This is a genomic window from Streptomyces sp. V4I8 (genome assembly GCF_041261225.1).
Classification (GTDB): Bacteria; Actinomycetota; Actinomycetes; order Streptomycetales; family Streptomycetaceae; genus Streptomyces.
This window is the reverse complement of record NZ_JBGCCN010000001.1, coordinates 9,331,120-9,347,599: the sequence shown is the minus strand read 5'-3', so window position 1 is coordinate 9,347,599 and position 16,480 is coordinate 9,331,120. Positions and strand designations below refer to the sequence as shown.

Sequence of the window (16,480 nt, the reverse complement as noted above, 5' to 3'; positions counted from 1 at the left end):
ACCGGGCCCCAAGTCCTTTACCCCTTCAGCTGGCTCGGCTCGTTGACTTCCGCGGGCGTCCGCTTCCCCCGCCGGTGGGCCACCTCTCCCAGCACCACATCCACGACGATGAACGCGGCCAGCGAGATACCGAGGAGCGGTACGAAGTAGCCGACCACGGCGACGACCGCCACCAGCGGGACCAGGATCTGCGGGGGCACCTGCTGCCAGGCGCCGCGCGGGACGGGCCGGCCGAAGGCGGAGCCGCGGCCGCGCTGCCACCACATGCGGTAACCCAGCACGATCAGCACGATCAGCGAGAGCGCCAGCAGCATCAGGGCGATCTGGTTGACCAGGCCGAAGAGGACCCCGGTGTGCACGTCGATGCCCCAGCGGGTCAGCTTGGCGAGCACCGGGTAGTCGTCGAACCGCAGCACGTCGGTGACCTCGCCCGTGGACGGGTCGATCGCGACCGAGTCCTGCTTGGTCGGCCAGCTGCGCTGCACCTGCTTCACCACATACGCGGACGAGGCGTCGGCGGGCGGCACGATCTCCACGGGATCGCCCAGGCCCTCGGCGCGCGCGGCCGCCAGCACCTTGTCGAGGCCGACGCCGTGCTCGCCGCTCCCACCCGTGGCGGCGGCGCCGCCGTGGCCTCCGTGATCGCCGCCCGCCGAGGCCGAGACGGACGGGGTGGCCTGGCCGAGGGAGGTGCGCAGCTCGTCGATGTTGGCGCCGGCGTAGGTCGACCAGGTCAGGCCGGTCGCCGAGAGGAAGAAGAAGCCGACAGCGGCCCAGACGCCGACGGTGCCGTGCAGGCCGAGCGTACGGCGGCGGCCGCTGCTGCCCCGTACCCTGCGCAGGGCGCGGCGGCGGGAGAACCACAGCACCACGCCGCCGCCCGCGATCACCCACAGCCAGCTGGCCGCCAGCTCGCCGTAGAGGCGGCCGTTCTCGCCGAGGTGCAGGTCGCGGTGGAACTCGTCGATCCAGGTGCGCAGCGGCAGTGCGCCGGTCGCGCCGTACTGTTCGAGGGCGCCGCGCACCTCGGCGGTGTACGGGTCGACGAACACGGCCAGCGTGTGGTCGGCGTCCACGCCCTTGACGCCGGACAGCAGGACGCGGGTCGTCGCGTCGTCCTCCGGTGAGGGCCGTACCGCCGAGACCGCGCCCTCGGGGTGGGCCTTGCGCGCGGCGGCGACCTGCTCGGATATCGGCAGCTTCTCGTCACCGGCCGGGACGGTCAGCTCATGGGCGTACACGATCTTCTCGGCCTGGAACGCGGCGGCGTACAGAAAACCGGTGGCCGCGGCGACGAGCAGGAACGGCGCGACGAACAGCCCGGCGTAGAAGTGCAGACGCAGGATCAGCGGGCGCAGCGGTGCCCATCTGCGGGGCGACGACACCGGGGAATCGGGCTGCGTCGCCTCCTCCGTGATGGTCGGGGGAGCGGTGGACATCGGCGGCATCTCCGGGGGTGGGACGGGGAGCGGGGACGTTTCTGTCTCTGCTTAGCGGTCCAGTAGTCGGGTGAAGGGTCCGTCGAGTTCCAGACCCGTTAAGTGGCGTACGTCACACAGAAGTCGGCGGGTCACTCGGGTGCCATGGCATGCTGGCGCGATGGCACTTCCGAGCGATCGCGCACCTCTTGCCGAACAGGTCGAGCAACTCCTCGCTGCCGAGGGCCCGTTGCCCATCGTGGCGGCCGGCAACCCGGTGCTCCGGCGCCCCACGGAGCGCTTCGACGGCCAACTGGACCCCGCACTGCTGGCCCGTTTCGTCGACGCCCTCCGGATCACCATGCACGCGGCGCCCGGCGTGGGCCTCGCCGCACCGCAGGTCGGCGTGGGGCTGCGGATCGCGGTGATCGAGGACCCGGCACCGGTGCCGGAGGAGGTACGGCTGACGCGCGGCCGGGTGCCGCAGCCCTTCCGGGTGCTGGTGAACCCGTCGTACGAAGCGGTCGGCGCCGACCGGGCCGCGTTCTTCGAGGGCTGTCTGAGCGTCCCTGGCTATCAGGCGGTGGTGGCACGGCACGCCGAGGTGCGGCTGACCGGTGAGGACGAGCACGGGCGCGCGGTCGACGAGGTGTTCACGGGGTGGCCCGCCCGTATCGTGCAGCACGAGACGGACCACCTCGACGGCGTCCTCTACCTGGACCGGGCCGAGTTGCGCTCCCTCGCCTCGAACCAGGCGATGGCCGAGCGCTGGGCCCACCCGGCCCCGGATGAGGCGGCCAAGGCCCTCGGCTTCGAACTGCCGGTCTGAGTACGCCGGTTGGTGCCGTACGGCGGGCGTCGCCGCCGCACGGCCGGTTCGTCATACGTCAGTTGTCTCCGTACGTCAGTTGTCGCGGTACGACTCCAGCAGCCGCAGCCACACCTCGCTGATCGTCGGATACGACGGGACGGCGTGCCACAGCCTGCTGATCGGCACCTGGCCGGCGACCGCGATCGTCGCCGAGTGGATGAGTTCGCCGACACCGGGGCCGACGAACGTGACGCCGAGGAGGATCTCGCGTTCCAGGTCGACGACCATGCGGGCGCGGCCGCGGTAGCCGTCGCCGTACAGGGACGCCCCCGAGACCGAGGCGAGGTCGTAGTCGACGGCGCGGACGCGGTGGCCTGCCTGTTCCGCCTCGGCCAGGGAGAGGCCGACGGCGGCGGCCTCGGGGTCGGCGAAGACGACCTGGGGGACGGCGGCGTGGTCGGCGGTGGCGGCGTGGGCGCTCCACGGGTCCGACTCCAGGAGGGGGACTCCGGAGGCGCGGGCGGCGATGGCCGCTCCCCGCGATGCGGGCCTGGTACTTGCCCTGGTGGGTGAGGAGGGCACGGTGGTTGACGTCGCCCACCGCGTAGAGCCACTCGCTGCCGGTGACCCGCAGGCTGTCGTCGACCTCCAGCCAGGAGCCGGGTTCCAGGCCGACCGAGTCCAGGCCGATGTCGTCGGTGCGCGGGGCACGGCCGGTCGCGAAGAGGATCTCGTCGGCCTCGATCCGGTCGCCGTGGTCGGTGACGACCACGACCGTGCCGTTCTCCCTGGTCACCGACTCGACCGAGGTCCCGGTGCGGACGTCGGTGCCGGCCTCGGTGAGTGCCTCGGCGATCAGTTCGCCGGCGAAGGGCTCCATGCGGTTGAGCAGGCCCTTGCCGCGGACGAGGAGCGTGACCCGGGAGCCGAGGGCCTGCCAGGCGGTGGCCATCTCGGTGGCGACCACTCCCCCGCCGACCACGACCAGCCGGCCGGGCACGGACTGGGCGCCGGTGGCCTCGCGGCTGGTCCACGGCTCGATGCCGGCGAGTCCGGGCAGGTCGGGGAGGACGGCTCGGCTGCCGGTGCAGACGGCGACGGCGTGCCGGGCGGTCAGCACATGCCGTACGCCGTCGGGGCCGGTCACCTCCACCGTCCGGGGTCCGGTGAGGCGGCCGTGGCCGCGGTAGAGGTCGGCGCCGATGCCGGTCAGCCACTGGACCTGCCCGTCGTCGTGCCAGTTCGAGGTGAAGTCGTTGCGCCGGGCGAGGACAGCGGCCGCGTCGAGGGGGCCCTGGACCGAGTGGCTGAGGCCGGGCAGGCGGCGGGCGTCGGCCTGGGCGATGACCGGGCGCAGGAGCGCCTTGCTGGGCATGCACGCCCAGTAGGAGCATTCGCCTCCGACCAGCTCACTCTCCACGACCGCGGTGGAGAGGCCGGCCGCACGGGTGCGGTCCGCGACGTTCTCCCCGACCGGCCCTGCCCCGAGCACCACGACGTCGTACGCGATGGAATCCGTTTCCGTCATGGGGTCAGTCTTACGGGTGGTGTGCGGCGTGGCCACACGGGTACGCGCGCGGAGATACGACGGAATACACAGCCGTACGGCCGCGTTGTCGCCGACGGCCTCGCCCCGACACCAGGAAGAGGGATACGCCATGAGCAGCACCATGGAGCTCACCAAGGAGAACTTCGATGAGACGGTCACGGACAACGAGTTCGTCCTGATCGACTTCTGGGCGTCCTGGTGCGGGCCGTGCCGTCAGTTCGCCCCCGTCTACGAGAAGGCGGCCGAGGAGAACCCTGATCTCGTGTTCGGCAAGGTCGACACCGAGGCGCAGCCGGAACTGGCCGCCGCCTTCGGTATCCAGTCGATCCCGACGCTGATGATCGTCCGGGACCGTGTCGCCGTGTTCGCGCAGCCCGGGGCCCTGCCCGAGGCCGCCCTTGCGGACGTCATCGGGCAGGCCCGGAAGCTCGACATGGACGAGGTCCACAAGGCCGTGGCCGCTCAGCAGGAGCAGGCCGAGCAGAACGGCCAGTAGGAGGACCGCGATCCTTGTGATCTAGAAGGGGTACGCCGCCACGTCACCACGCACCGTCGTCCAGCGCACGTCGGTGAACGCCTCCAGGTTGGACTCGCCGCCGAACCTGGCGCCGGTGCCGGAGGCGGCGATGCCGCCGAAGGGCGCGACGGCCTCGTCGTTCACGGTCTGGTCGTTGATGTGCACGATCCCGGTCGGGATGCGCTCGGCCAGGTCGAGCCCCCGGGCGGCGTCCCCGGTGACGATGCCCAGGGAGAGGCCGTAGGAGCCGGCCGCGGCGAGGGCGGCGGCCTCGTCGGCGGTGGTGAAGGGGCGCACCGGCGCGACGGGACCGAACACCTCCTCGGTGTAGGCGGGGGTCTGGTCGTCGACGCCGGCGAGCACGGTCGGCCGGTAGAACAGCTGCTCATGGGTGCCGCCCGCGGCGAGCTTGGCTCCCCGGGACGTGCTGGCCTCCACCAGGCCGTGCACCTTGCCCAGCTGGCCCGAGTCGATGAGCGGGCCGAGGTGGACCTCGGCGCGGTGCGGGTCGCCGACGGCGAGGGCGTCGGCCTTGGCCGCGAGCCGCTCGACGTACTCCTCGTACAGCGACTGGTGGACCAGGTGGCGGCCGGTCGTCATGCAGATCTGGCCCTGGTGGAAGAAGGAGCCCCAGGCGGCCGTGGAGATCACCGCGTCGATGTCGGCGTCCTCCAGCACGATCAGGGCGGAGTTGCCGCCCAACTCCAGGTGCGCGCGCTTGAGATGACGCCCGGCGGCCTCGCCGACGGCCCGGCCCGCGGCCGTGGACCCGGTGAAGGAGATGACGGGCACGCGCGGGTCGGCGACCAGCGCCTGGCCCACCTCCGGACCGCCCGGCAGGACGTGCAGCAGCCCCTCGGGCAGACCGGCCTCGGCGAAGATCGCCGCCAGGGACAGACCGCCGCAGACCGCGGTGCGCGGGTCCGGCTTCAGGACGACCGCGTTGCCGAGCGCGAGGGCCGGGGCGACGGAGCGGATGGAGAGGATCAGCGGCGCGTTGAACGGCGAGATCACGCCGACGACGCCGACGGGGATCCGGCGCGTGTACGACAGCCGGGGCGCTTCGCTGGGCAGGACGTGCCCGGCCGGGCGGGAGGCGAGCGCTGCGGCCTCGTAGCACTCCTGGGAGGCCACGTGCAGCTCGAAGTCGGCCTTGCCCGGGATCGACCCGGACTCGCGGACGAGCCATTCGCGCAGCTCGTCGGCGTGCGCGGCGAACAGGTCACCGGCCTTGCGCAGCACTGCGGCGCGTACGAAGTGCGGGACGCGGGCCCACTCGGCCTGGGCGGCGCGGGATGCCGCGGCGGCCGTACCGACGTCCTCGGCGTCGGCCAGGGTGACGGTGCCGAGCGAGTCGCCGGTGGCGGGCTCGGTGACGGTGTACTCCTCTCCCGACAGGGAGCTGGACTGCCAGACCTTCGGGTCGAGCAACGGCATTGCGACTCTCCGTTCGATCACCGGCGGGACTCACACGGGGAGCGGAAGTCCCGAGTAGTTCGCCGCCAGTTCGGCGGCGGCGTGACGGGATGCGGTGATCCGGCGCAGACGTGCGAGCTGCATCCGGTCGTCGAACGCATCCCCGTCTGGTTGAGCGTGCAACATCTTAGTCATGTCATCCGAGAAACGGCTCACCTGCCACACACGTCGAAGGCACAACTCGGAGTATCTGTCGAGAAGTTGTGTGCTCCCTGCGCGGTGCAGCTCGATGAGACCGCGCGCCAGGACCCGTACGTCCGACACGGCGAGGTTGAGGCCCTTGGCGCCCGTCGGCGGGACGATGTGGGCGGCGTCCCCGGCGAGCAGCAGCCGGCCGTACCGCATCGGCTCGTGGACGTAACCGCGCATCGCCGTCACGGACTTGGCGGTGACGGGCCCGCGGTTCAGGGTCCAGTCGGCGTCGATCGCGAAGCGGGCGGCGAGTTCGTCCCAGATGCGGTCGTCGGGCCAGTCGTGCGGGGCGGTGCCGTTCGGGACCTGGAGGTAGAGCCGGGAGACGGTCGGTGAGCGCATGCTGTGCAGGGCGAAGCCGCGTTCGCCCCGGGCGTAGATCAACTCGTCGCAGGACGGCGCCACTTCGGCCATGATGCCGAGCCAGGAGTGGGGATAGTCGCGCGCATAGGAGCGGCTCGCCCCGGCCGGGAAGGCGTCGCGGGAGATGCCGTGGAAGCCGTCGCAGCCGGCGACCCAGTCACAGGTCAGCGCCTGCTCGCGGCCCTCGTGCCGGAACCGGATGACGGGCTTGTCGCTCTCCGGCTTCTCGACGGCGAGCGCCTCCGCCTCGAACAACAGCGGTGGCCCCTCGGCGAGTTGCAGCGCGACGAGGTCCTTCACGATCTCGGTCTGGGCGTAGATCGTGACCGTACGGCCACCGGTGAGGGCCGGGAAGTCGATGTGGTGGCGTTCCCGGTCGAAGCGCAGCTCGATGCCCTGGTGCACCAGACCCTCGGCCGCCAGCCGCTCGGCGGCGCCCACCTCGTGCAACGCGTCGACCGTGCCCTGCTCCAGCATCCCGGCCCGCTGGCGCCGCTCGACGTACTCCCGGGTCCGGGCCTCCAGGACCACGCAGTCGATGCCCGGGCGGTGCAGCAGGCGCGCGAGGAGCAGCCCGGCGGGGCCACCGCCGATGATGCCGACCGTCGTGCGCATTGCGACACCTCCCTGGCTTCGACGGTACGTCGGGCGGAGCCGTGTCGCCTCAGCCGACCTCGGGACGCAGCCGGCCTCGCGCCGCCTCAGCTGGACTCGCGGTGCACCACCGTCGCGCCCAGCACCTTGTGCGTCTCGGGTCCGGTGCCGGGGTTGCGCACCGCGTGGTCGACCAGCTCGGCTAGGTCGCGGCCGGACGGCAGTTCGATGTGGACCGTGCTCAGCCTGGGCCGCAGCAGGCGTCCGAGCATCAGGTCGTCGGCACCGATGACGGCCGTGTCGGCGGGGACGCGGACGCCCTCGTCCTGGAGGGCGCGCATCAGCAGCATCGCGTACTCGTCGTTGTAGGCGAACACGGCATCGAGGCCCAGGGCGCGCCAGCGGGCGGCGAGCCGTACGGCGGACTCCTCCGTGTAGGCGAGGGGCAGCTCGGTCAGGGTGGCGTCCGTGCCGTGCAGGGCGCGCCGTACGCCTTCGAGGCGGGGCGTGGAGAAGGCCTCCAGACGGTCCTCCTCGGGCACGACGACGCCGACGCGGCGCCGGCCACGGTCGTACAGGTGGCGCCCCGCGCAGTGCCCCACGGCCTCGTAGTCCATCAGCAGGGCGTGGGCGCCCTCGACGGACTCGGGGCCGAGCGAGACCACCGCCCGGGCGCCGGAGCGCTTGAGGACCGTCACGCCCTTCGGGCCGAGGCCGGAGCCCGACACCAGGACGGCGACGGGGCGCAGCTCGGCCCAGGCGCGGGCTGCCTCGTCGCCGTGCAGGCCGACGCTGCCGTGCTGCACGACGGTGTAGCCGAGGCGGCCGAGTGCCAACTGGAGGTCGCCGAGGAACCGGCTGTATAGGGGGCCGACGGGGAAGCTCGGGGCGGGCATCAGGACCATGCGGCTGTGCCCGGCGCGCAGGCTGCGGGCCGCTGCGTGCGGGACGTAGCCGAGTTCCTTCGCGGCCTCGTGGACGCGGCGGCGGGTGGGCTCGCTGATCCGGACGGCACTGGTGTTGTTGAGGACGTAGGAGACGGTCGCGCGCGAGACGCCGGCCAGGCGGGCCACATCGGCGCTCGTGGGTACCGAGCGCGGTGCGGAGGAAGCGGGCGCGGGCGTTTTCGGTATCTGCACCATGACGTACCGCATCTTTGCAGAACCTGTGAGCAGGGCTCGGGTTAGGGTCCCCGCCCGTTCACGCCTGCGTGCGCGTCACCCGGTCGACGAGGTCGAACCAGCCCTTCTCCAGCCGCTCCATGGGCATGCCGCACTGCCTGGTCAGGTGGTTGATCAGGGCGGGGTCGAGGTACGACATGAGCGTCTGGGCGAGGAGCTCGCAGTCGGCGCCCGGCAGGAGCTGCCGCAGCAGCACGGTGACGTGGGTGTGCAGCGCCCGGACCGAGGGGTGGGAGTAGCGTCGGGTGGGGTCCGGCTGGGCGGCGAGTTGCAGGTCCAGCTGCTCGGCCGCGCGGTACAGGACCGCCACGCCGAAGGCCCGCAGCCGGTCGACCGGGGGCGCCCCGGGGCCCAGCGGCGGCGGCCCGCCGAGGAAGTCGGCCTGGAGCTTGCGGGCGGAGTGGTCCAGCAACGCCGTCAGCAGGCCGGTGCGGTCACCGAAGCGGCGGAAGACCGTCCCCTTGCCCACCCCGGCCTCCGCGGCCACGGCCTCCATCGTGACGCCGGCCGCGCCGTGCTCCGCGATCAACCGGGCGGCGGCCTCCAGCAGCCGGGCGCGGTTGCGGGCCGCGTCGGCGCGCAGGCAGGGCTCGTCGGCGGCGGAACCGACCTCCAGCAACTGAGGCTTGTCGACAGGCTCCTGGGGCGACTGGGGGAAGGGCGGCAGAACGGCGGACATGAAGCCAGCGTAAAGCATCGGGAATGAAACTGGACCGCGGTCCGGTTAGGGTGCTAGAAGTTAAACGGACCCCGGTCCGGATTGTCACGGCAGTGTTTCAGCATCTTGGAGTTCGCATGTCTGTTCGCATCCTCGCGCTCGTCGGCAGCCTTCGCGCCGGTTCGCACAACCGTCAGCTGGCCGAGGCGGCCGTCAAGCTCGCTCCCGAGGGCGCCGAGGTCGTGCTCTTCGAGGGCCTGGCCGAGATCCCCTTCTACAACGAGGACATCGACGTCGAGGGCAGCGTCCCCGCCGCCGCCACCGCGCTGCGCGAGGCCGCGCAGGCCGCCGACGGGTTCCTCTTCTTCTCCCCCGAGTACAACGGCACCATCCCGGCCGTGCTGAAGAACGCCATCGACTGGCTGTCCCGCCCGTACGGCGCCGGGGCCTTCGGCGGCAAGCCGGTCGCCGTGGTCGGCACCGCCTTCGGCCAGTACGGCGGCGTGTGGGCGCAGGACGAGACCCGCAAGGCCGTGGGCATCGCCGGCGGGAAGGTGCTGGAGGACGTCAAGCTGTCCATCCCCGGCTCGGTGACCCGCTTCGCCGAGACCCACCCGGCCGACGACGCCGAGGTCGCCGCGCAGCTGACCGAGGTCGTCGCCCGCGTCCACGGGCACGCGGGCGAGGCCGTCGCGGCCTGACCCGAACCGAGCTTTCAGGAGGGGCCGGAGCCGAGCGCTCCGGCCCCTACCGCGCGTCGGTCACGCGACCGCCGTCGGGGCCAGCTCCCGCAGCTCCTCCAGCGCCGCCGCCACCGCCGGGCGCTCCCGGCAGCCCCGGCGCGTGCAGGTGAGCACCTTGCGGTGCGGGTCGCCCGCGCAGCGAACTCGGGTGAGGGGAAGGTGCGGCGTCAGCTGGGCCAGCCTCGGGACCAGGGCGACGCCGAGACCGTGAGCGACCAGGTGGGCGGTGACGTTCCAGTCCAGGGCGTGATGGATCACGTCGGGGGTGAACCCGGCCGCCCCGCAGGCCGACATCACATGCGGGCGACAGGGGCTGTCCGGCATCGGCGCGATCCAGTCCTCGCGCGCCGCCTCCGAGAGGTCGACGCGCCCGCGCCCGGCCAGCGGATGGCCGTCGGGGACGACGAGGTCGTACGGGTCGTCCAGCAGCGGCTGCTGGTCGAAGCGCGCATCGCTCAGCGGCGGGTTGTGCGGGGTGACCTCCACCACGGCCAGGTCGACCTCCCCCTCGAAGAGCTGGTCGAAGCTCCCCGGCACACCCGTCTCCTGAATCCGTACGGTCAGCTGCGGATGCCGCTCCCGCAGCCGTACGGCCATCGGCGCCAGCAGCACCGAGACGGCCGTGGAAAAGCCGCTGACGCGCAGCTGCCCCGACGGGGCGCTGTACTCGGCGCGCAGGTCGAGCTCGGCCGCCTCCCAGCGCTCCGCGATCGCGTCGGCGTGCGCGAGCAGGCTCTCGGCGGCCGCGGTCAGGCGCACTCCGCGGCCCTGCGGTTCGAGGAGGTCGACGCCCAGGTCGCGGGCCAGTTGGCGGATCTGCTGGGAGGCGGCGGACGGGGTGAAGTGCAGGGCGCGGGCGGCCCCGGTGACCGTGCCGTAGTGCGCCACGGCCCTCAGCACGTGCAGTCGGCGCAGATCAATCATGAAGTCCACGCTTCAAGGTGACGTCCGGAAAGTCAACCTGGACGTGCACGAAGGCGCACCGCACCCTTGGTTGTGTCGCGGCGATCGACCAGCACGACCAGCCACCGAGGTACGAGGAGTTGCCATGACCAGCACGACCGGCACCGCTTGCCCGCACTGCGGGTGGCCCGACGGCGCCGAGCCCTACCAGATGGTGTCCCGGCACACTACGGCGGCGGGCAGCACGGTGTGGACGCGGTGCGCCTGTGGTTCGTTGCAGGTCCGCAGCGTGGACGCCCGCGGCATGCGCGTCGTCTCCCGCAGCCGGCCCTCCGGGACCTCCACGGGGGCACCGGCGAACTCGCCCTGCCGATGACCGAACCCGCCCTGCCGATGACGTGACCTTCCGGGTCAGTCGAGCCCGGCCAGCCGCCGCACGGCCGGAGCCGCGAAGTTCTCGATGAACGCCGCCGGTTCCCCCGTGCGCGGGCCGAGGATCACCGTGTCGATGCCTAGCTCGGTGTAGCCCGCGATGTCCCGGGTGAAGGCGTCGAGGTCGCCCTCGGCGGCCGCCTCGCCCATGTAGAGAACGGTCTTGCGGATCTCGTCGTAGTCGCGCCCCTCGGTGTCGCAGTGGCCGCGCAGGACGTCGAGCTTGTGCCCGACCTCGTCCGGCGAGGTGGCGAACAGGTTGCAGGCGTCGCCGTAGCGGGCGACCAGCCGGAGCGTCTTCTTCTCCCCGCCCCCGCCGATCATGATCTCGGGGTGCGGGGAGCTGACCGGCGCCGGCACGCACAGGGTCTCGGTCAGCCGGTAATGCTTGCCCTCGAAGGGGCCGTCGGCCTCTGGGGCCCACATCTGGAGGCAGATCCGCAGGGTCTCCTCCAGCCGCTCGAAGCGCTCGGCGACCGGCGGGAACGGCACGCCGAGCCCCTCGTGCTCCCGCCCGTACCAGGCAGCGCCGATCCCGAGGGTGGCCCGGCCGCCGGACAGCACGTCGAGCGACGTGGCGATCTTGGCGAGCAGACCGGGGTGGCGGTAGGTCACGCCGGTCACCAGGGCGCCGAGGCGGACCGTGGAGGTGTGGGCGGCGAGGAAGCCGAGAGTCGTGTAGGCCTCCAGCATGGGGTCCTCGGCGCGGTCGTTGAACTCCATCTGGAAGTAGTGGTCCATCACCGACAGCCAACTCACCCCGGCCGCCTCGGCGGCAGCGCCCGCGGCGGCCAGTTCGGCGCCGAGCGCGGGGCCTCCCCCGGGATGGTCGAACCGGTTGATGTGCACGCCGACCCGCATGTCCTGTCTCCGTTCGCGTCCGCCCGGACTTTCAGCGACCCGGACGACGCTAGGACTTGGAGCGCTCTCGAAGTCAAGGGGCCGGCGCCCGCCCGCCAGGGCCGGACAGGCCTAGGCCAGGTCTTCCACCTTCGCCTGCTCCTGCTTCTTCGAAGCGCGCAGGCTCGTCACCGTCGTCACCGCCAGGACCAGCACGATGAAGCCGAGGGAGAAGGGAATGCTGATCTCGGGGACGTGGACGCCGGACTCGTGCAGCGCGTGCAGGACGAGTTTGACGCCGATGAAGCCGAGGATGATCGACAGGCCGTAGCTGAGGTGGACCAGCTTCTTCAGCAGGCCCCCGATGAGGAAGTACAGCTGCCTGAGGCCCATCAGGGCGAAGGCGTTGGCGGTGAAGACGATGTACGGGTCCTGGGTCAGCCCGTAGATGGCGGGGATGGAGTCCAGGGCGAACAGGACGTCGGTGGAGCCGATCGCGAGCATCACGACCAGCATGGGGGTCATGATCCGCTTGCCGTTCTCGGTGATGAACAGCTTGGTGCCGTGGTAGCGGTCGGCCACGCCGAAGCGCTCCTCCGCCATCTTCAGCAGCTTGTTCTCCTGGTACTCCTCCTCGTGCTCCTCCTTGCGGGCGTCCTGGACGAGCTTCCAGGCGGTCCAGATCAGGAAGGCACCGAAGAGGTAGAACACCCAGGAGAACGTGGAGATGATCGCCGCGCCGGCCGCGATGAAGCCGGCCCGCAGCACGAGGGCCATGATCACGCCGACCATCAGGACGCGCTGCTGGTACTGCGAGGGCACGGCGAACTTCGCCATGATGAGGACGAAGACGAAGAGGTTGTCGACGCTCAGGGACTTCTCGGTGATGTACCCGGCGAAGAACTCGCCCGTGGGCCCGCCGCCGCCGTAGAAGTACAGGCCGACGCCGAACAGACAGGCCAGGACGACCCAGACGATCGTCCACGTCCCCGCTTCCCGGAGGGAGACGTCGTGGGGTTTGCGACCGATGAAGAAGTCCACGGCGACCAACGCGCACAGGGCGACGATGGTCAGGAGCCAGACGGAGAGAGAGACGTTCACTGGTAGTACTCCTGGTGCAGGTGGGGCCTTGACAGCGTTGTGGCCGGAGGTCGTCCCTTCCACCCACAACAGGTGAACAAAGGGTCATGTCCTGGCAAGGTCATGTGCTGGAAGCCCCTGGTCACGGGCCTGTCACCCGCCGGACGGCGGGCAGGTTCCGCCGAACGGCGGCCCGCCGGCCGGGGCCGGTACGCAGATCATGGCCGCAGAGCCGCCGGGCACGCAGGTGCCCCCGTGTGAGGAGAAGCCATGAGCCAGGTCCCGCCGCCGGTCCCGCCCCCGTTCGATCCCGAGCTCGCCGCAGCCCTGGAGCTCATCAAGGACGTGATCTCGCCCGGCCTCGCGATGGACGAGATAGCCGACATCCGCCAGGGCCCGGGCATCCAGATGCTGGCCGAGCTGGACCTGACCCTGGACGGCTTCTTCGAGGTCGAGGACCGGACGGTGCCGGGCCCGGCGGGCGCCCCCGAGATCTCCCTGCTGATCTGCCGGCCCGCCGCCCCGGCGGACGCGGGTCCGCGGCCCGTGATCTACCACGTCCACGGCGGCGGCATGGTCCTCGGCAACAACCGCGTCGGCGTCGACGCCGCCCTGGTCTGGGCGAGGGAGCTGGACGCGGTCGTGGTGTCCGTGGAGTACCGGCTCGCGCCCGAGCACCCGCACCCCGCGCCGATCGAGGACGTGTACGCCGGCCTGGAGTGGACGGCGAAGAACGCCGCCGAGCTCGATGCCGACCCGCAGCGGATCGTCGTCGCCGGTGCGAGCGCAGGCGGCGGGCTGTCCGCGGCACTGGCCCTGCTCACCCGGGACCGTGGCGGCCCGGAGCTGATCGGCCAGCTGCTGATGTGCCCGATGCTGGACGACCGCAACGACAGCCCCTCCACGTACCAGATGGCGGGTCTGGGCGTCTGGGACCGTACGGCGAACGAGACCGGCTGGACGGCTCTGCTCGGTGAGCGCCGTGGCGGGCCCGACGTCCCCGCGTACGCGGCGCCGGCCCGTGCCGAGGATCTGTCCGGGCTGCCCCCGGCCTTCCTGGACGTCGGCTCCGCGGAGACCTTCCGTGACGAGGTCGTCGCCTATGCCTCCCGGATCTGGCAGGCGGGTGGGGTGGCCGAGCTGCATGTGTGGCCGGGTGGCTTCCACGGGTTCGACGGGTTCGCTCCGCAGGCGGCGTTGTCGCAGGCGTGCCGCGCGGCGCATCTGGCGTGGTTGAGGCGGCTGTTGAGCCACTGAGACACCGCCGGCTCGTCTGCCGGGTTCTCGGGTGCACGTGCGGTGCAGGCGCGGGTGCGGGTCGTTCGTGGCTCGTCGCGTCCACGCGGCCGAGCCGCGACATCGACACCGCCCCGCACCCCTTGCACGGCCCTCCCCGCCGATTGACCGCATACCGCACCATGGGCCTATGAAAGAGCTGGCCGGACGCCTGACCGCGCTCGATCCGGATGCCGGGGCCGCCGTCCGTGTCATCGCCTACTTCGATCGGCTCGGCGAGTCCCGGGCCGGGCTGGAGGCGTTGGTGCGCGGCGCCGCCGTGCTGGCCGGGGTGCCGGCGCGGCTCATGGACGCGGACCGGCGTGTGCATGTGCGGGTCGAGGCCGACGGGACGCGCCGGGAGAGCGAGGTGCCGCCGGATCCCGCGTGGCCGTTCGCCGCGCTGACGCCGGGCGGCGCTCCCGCGCTGTGGCTGGAGCGGGCTCAGGAGGCGGAGCCGAGTGTCGTCGACGCGGTGATCCTGGAGCGGGCCGCCGCTGCCGTACGGCTCGTTCTCGACCGGACGCGCGGGCGGGCGCCGGCCGACGATCCGGCGCTGGTCGAGACCGTTCTCGACGCCACGGCTCCGGAGGCGGCACGGCTGCACGCGGCCCGTCGGCTGGGGCTCGACCCCGCCGCACCGGCCCGCGTCCTCGCCCCGCTCGACGGCCGCCCCCGGATCGTCCCCGCGCAGGGGGACGCCGAGCCGCCCGTGGGCCGGGTGGGCGTAGGCCCCGTGGTTCCGGTGCTCGAACTGCCGCGCTCCTGGTCACAGGCCCGCGTCGCGCTCCGGTTCACGGCCGAGGGCACTGCGCAGGATCCGGGCCCCGGCGTCGTGCACGCCGACGAACTGGGCGATGTCGCGCTCCTCGCCGACCTCGTCGTACCGGGCGCCGAGCCGCCGCCCGACGTGCGGGCCCTGGAGGCGGCCGCGGCGGCCGCGCCCTGGCTGCTCACCACGCTGCACGCCGTCGCGGCGACGGTGAGCCTGCGGGCGGCGGCGGCCGAGATCAACGTCCACCACTCCACGCTCCAGCAGCGGCTCGCGCACGCCGAGCACCTGCTGGGCTGGCCGCTGCGCACTCCCCAGGGCCGGTTCCGGCTGGGTCTGGCCCTGGCGATGCGGCATCTGGTGCGGAACCAGCGGAACGGTAGCGAAGGCACACGCGAGCAGTAGCGAGAGCACCTGCGGGGACAGGGGCGGGAGCACCGGCGCGAGCCGGGGTCACCGGAACTCGTGCACCACCTCGATCGTGCCGACGATGTGCGCGTTGAACTCGTCGAGCTCCTCGGCGGGCACCCACAGCTCGAGAATCGTCTCGCCGCCCGCCTGCTGGACCGGGTACCGGCTCAGGAACTCCGACTCGGCCTCGAACCGGGTCACGAAGCCGGCGCCGTCGTGCTTGACGTTCCAGTTCCGGGCGATCTTCACCGCGTACTCCTCGTTGAGCACCGGGTAGAAGATCGGCTGCTCGGGCAGCCGCGGCGGCCAGGCGCGCCAGTCCAGCTCGCGCACCAGGTCCAGCTCCGTGGGCCCGGTGGGTCGCCACAGGGTGGTGGTCGGGCGCCGGCTGGTCATGAGTAGTCGCTCTCCGTGAGTGGTTGCCGCGGGGTCGTTGCCGCGCTCGCGGCTGGTCGGGGGTGCCAGGACCCTAGCGGCGGCGGGGGATCGGGGCCACGGAGATTCTGGAAGCCCGTACTTGCATGCGCGCGATATGAGCGATCGCCGGAAATTTCGCGCATGCCATATCCTGGACGTCACTCACCTCGGGACAGGAGACCGGCGCCATGACCGCCACAGATCCCGCGCTCACCGCGCTGGCCCAGGGCTGGTGCGCCCTCTCCCTGCTGCACGGCAGGATCGAGGCACACATCGAGCGGGCCCTGCAGGCCGGGCACGACCTGAGCGTGCGCGAGTACTCCCTGCTCGACGTCCTCAGCCGCCAGCACGACGGCGAAGGCGGCCACCTGCAGATGAAGCAGGTCGCCGACGCCGTCGTCCTCAGCCAGAGCGCCACCACCCGCCTCGTCACCCGCCTGGAAGACCGCGGCCTGCTCTCCCGCTACCTCTGCCCCACCGACCGCCGCGGCATCTACACCGACGTCACCGAAGCAGGACTCACCCTCCTCGAAGAGGCACGCCCCACCAACGACAAGGCCCTGCGCCAAGCCCTCGACGAAGCCGCGAAGAACCCCGAACTCGCCCCGCTGGTCCGGGCGGTGGAGACACTCCGCGTACCGGCCTGAGCACGCCCTCTTCCGCGCTCGAACTCTTCTGCCTCAAAGACTTCTTGTGTCACAGACGCATCGATTCGTATCGTGAACGCCCTTGTGCGACAGGCGACTTGACACACGAGGGGGCGCGGTATGGAGATAAAGAAGGTCGTGGTCCGCGAGGAGGAGAGCACGCACCGTGTGCCGCGAGTCGTGGAGAAGCGGCCCACGCGT

At 71.9% G+C, this 16,480-nt stretch carries 16 protein-coding genes and 1 pseudogene; 7 read left to right on the top strand and 10 right to left on the bottom strand.

All coding sequences use genetic code 11. The annotated features are described in order from the left end of the window. Window positions 1–17 precede the first annotated feature (17 nt). Window positions 18–1,439, bottom strand: coding sequence for a PepSY-associated TM helix domain-containing protein (locus tag ABIE67_RS42485; protein WP_370266914.1), 1,422 nt, complete (start codon window positions 1,437–1,439; stop codon window positions 18–20). 160 nt (window positions 1,440–1,599) lie between these two features. Between ABIE67_RS42485 and ABIE67_RS42480 the strand changes: the two genes are divergently transcribed. After that, window positions 1,600–2,247: a peptide deformylase gene (locus ABIE67_RS42480; RefSeq protein ID WP_370266913.1), complete on the top strand. Its 648-nt coding sequence runs from the start codon at window positions 1,600–1,602 to the stop codon at window positions 2,245–2,247. Window positions 2,248–2,322: 75 nt separating this feature from the next. On the opposite strand, the pseudogene ABIE67_RS42475 reads toward ABIE67_RS42480, so the two are convergent. After that, window positions 2,323–3,757, bottom strand: a pseudogene (locus tag ABIE67_RS42475) (NAD(P)/FAD-dependent oxidoreductase). Between the two features lie 130 nt (window positions 3,758–3,887). On the opposite strand from ABIE67_RS42475, the gene trxA reads away from it, so the two are divergent. Next, the gene (trxA, locus tag ABIE67_RS42470; RefSeq protein ID WP_370266912.1) at window positions 3,888–4,274 is read left to right on the top strand and encodes a thioredoxin; all 387 of its coding nucleotides are present in this window, start codon (window positions 3,888–3,890) and stop codon (window positions 4,272–4,274) included. Between the two features lie 21 nt (window positions 4,275–4,295). On the opposite strand, the gene ABIE67_RS42465 is transcribed toward trxA, so the two are convergent. The 4 genes from ABIE67_RS42465 to ABIE67_RS42450 all read right to left on the bottom strand — a co-directional run bounded on the left by ABIE67_RS42465 (window position 4,296) and on the right by ABIE67_RS42450 (window position 8,798). Then, entirely contained in the window at window positions 4,296–5,732 is a 1,437-nt protein-coding gene (locus ABIE67_RS42465) for a benzaldehyde dehydrogenase (RefSeq protein ID WP_370266911.1), read from the bottom strand. Window positions 5,733–5,762: 30 nt separating this feature from the next. Continuing rightward, window positions 5,763–6,941 carry a 4-hydroxybenzoate 3-monooxygenase gene (locus ABIE67_RS42460; protein WP_370266910.1) on the bottom strand — a complete coding sequence of 393 codons (1,179 nt, stop codon included), beginning with the start codon at window positions 6,939–6,941 and terminating at the stop codon, window positions 5,763–5,765. Between the two features lie 86 nt (window positions 6,942–7,027). Continuing rightward, on the bottom strand, window positions 7,028–8,062 hold the full coding sequence (locus tag ABIE67_RS42455) for a LacI family DNA-binding transcriptional regulator (RefSeq protein WP_370266909.1): 1,035 nt from the start codon (window positions 8,060–8,062) through the stop codon (window positions 7,028–7,030). A 58-nt stretch (window positions 8,063–8,120) separates the two neighbouring features. After that, window positions 8,121–8,798 carry a TetR/AcrR family transcriptional regulator gene (locus ABIE67_RS42450; RefSeq protein WP_370266908.1) on the bottom strand — a complete coding sequence of 226 codons (678 nt, stop codon included), beginning with the start codon at window positions 8,796–8,798 and terminating at the stop codon, window positions 8,121–8,123. A gap of 98 nt (window positions 8,799–8,896) precedes the next feature. On the opposite strand from ABIE67_RS42450, the gene ABIE67_RS42445 reads away from it, so the two are divergent. Beyond that, window positions 8,897–9,460: an NAD(P)H-dependent oxidoreductase gene (locus ABIE67_RS42445; protein ID WP_370266907.1), complete on the top strand. Its 564-nt coding sequence runs from the start codon at window positions 8,897–8,899 to the stop codon at window positions 9,458–9,460. Window positions 9,461–9,520: 60 nt separating this feature from the next. Here the strand turns inward: ABIE67_RS42445 and ABIE67_RS42440 are convergent, their stop codons facing one another. Continuing rightward, the gene (locus ABIE67_RS42440) at window positions 9,521–10,426 is read right to left on the bottom strand and encodes a LysR family transcriptional regulator (RefSeq protein WP_370269475.1); all 906 of its coding nucleotides are present in this window, start codon (window positions 10,424–10,426) and stop codon (window positions 9,521–9,523) included. Between the two features lie 124 nt (window positions 10,427–10,550). On the opposite strand from ABIE67_RS42440, the gene ABIE67_RS42435 reads away from it, so the two are divergent. Beyond that, the gene (locus ABIE67_RS42435) at window positions 10,551–10,781 is read left to right on the top strand and encodes a hypothetical protein (protein ID WP_370266906.1); all 231 of its coding nucleotides are present in this window, start codon (window positions 10,551–10,553) and stop codon (window positions 10,779–10,781) included. Window positions 10,782–10,816: 35 nt separating this feature from the next. Here ABIE67_RS42435 and ABIE67_RS42430 read toward each other — a convergent pair whose 3' ends face one another. Together ABIE67_RS42430 and ABIE67_RS42425 are read right to left on the bottom strand one after the other, a co-directional pair. Then, on the bottom strand, window positions 10,817–11,698 hold the full coding sequence (locus ABIE67_RS42430; protein ID WP_370266905.1) for an LLM class F420-dependent oxidoreductase: 882 nt from the start codon (window positions 11,696–11,698) through the stop codon (window positions 10,817–10,819). 111 nt (window positions 11,699–11,809) lie between these two features. After that, on the bottom strand, window positions 11,810–12,778 hold the full coding sequence (locus ABIE67_RS42425; RefSeq protein WP_370266904.1) for a TerC family protein: 969 nt from the start codon (window positions 12,776–12,778) through the stop codon (window positions 11,810–11,812). A 249-nt stretch (window positions 12,779–13,027) separates the two neighbouring features. Here ABIE67_RS42425 and ABIE67_RS42420 point away from each other — a divergent pair, with 249 nt between their 5' ends. Continuing rightward, window positions 13,028–14,014, top strand: a complete 987-nt coding sequence (locus ABIE67_RS42420; protein WP_370266903.1) for an alpha/beta hydrolase — start codon at window positions 13,028–13,030, stop codon at window positions 14,012–14,014. Window positions 14,015–14,183: 169 nt separating this feature from the next. Continuing rightward, window positions 14,184–15,209 (top strand): helix-turn-helix domain-containing protein, encoded by a 1,026-nt coding sequence (locus tag ABIE67_RS42415; RefSeq protein WP_370266902.1) that lies wholly within the window; start codon window positions 14,184–14,186, stop codon window positions 15,207–15,209. Window positions 15,210–15,257: 48 nt separating this feature from the next. On the opposite strand, the gene ABIE67_RS42410 is transcribed toward ABIE67_RS42415, so the two are convergent. Then, the gene (locus tag ABIE67_RS42410; RefSeq protein ID WP_370266901.1) at window positions 15,258–15,611 is read right to left on the bottom strand and encodes a hypothetical protein; all 354 of its coding nucleotides are present in this window, start codon (window positions 15,609–15,611) and stop codon (window positions 15,258–15,260) included. A 209-nt stretch (window positions 15,612–15,820) separates the two neighbouring features. Here ABIE67_RS42410 and ABIE67_RS42405 point away from each other — a divergent pair, with 209 nt between their 5' ends. Beyond that, window positions 15,821–16,279 (top strand): MarR family winged helix-turn-helix transcriptional regulator, encoded by a 459-nt coding sequence (locus tag ABIE67_RS42405; RefSeq protein WP_370266900.1) that lies wholly within the window; start codon window positions 15,821–15,823, stop codon window positions 16,277–16,279. The last annotated feature ends 201 nt before the right edge of the window (window positions 16,280–16,480 follow it).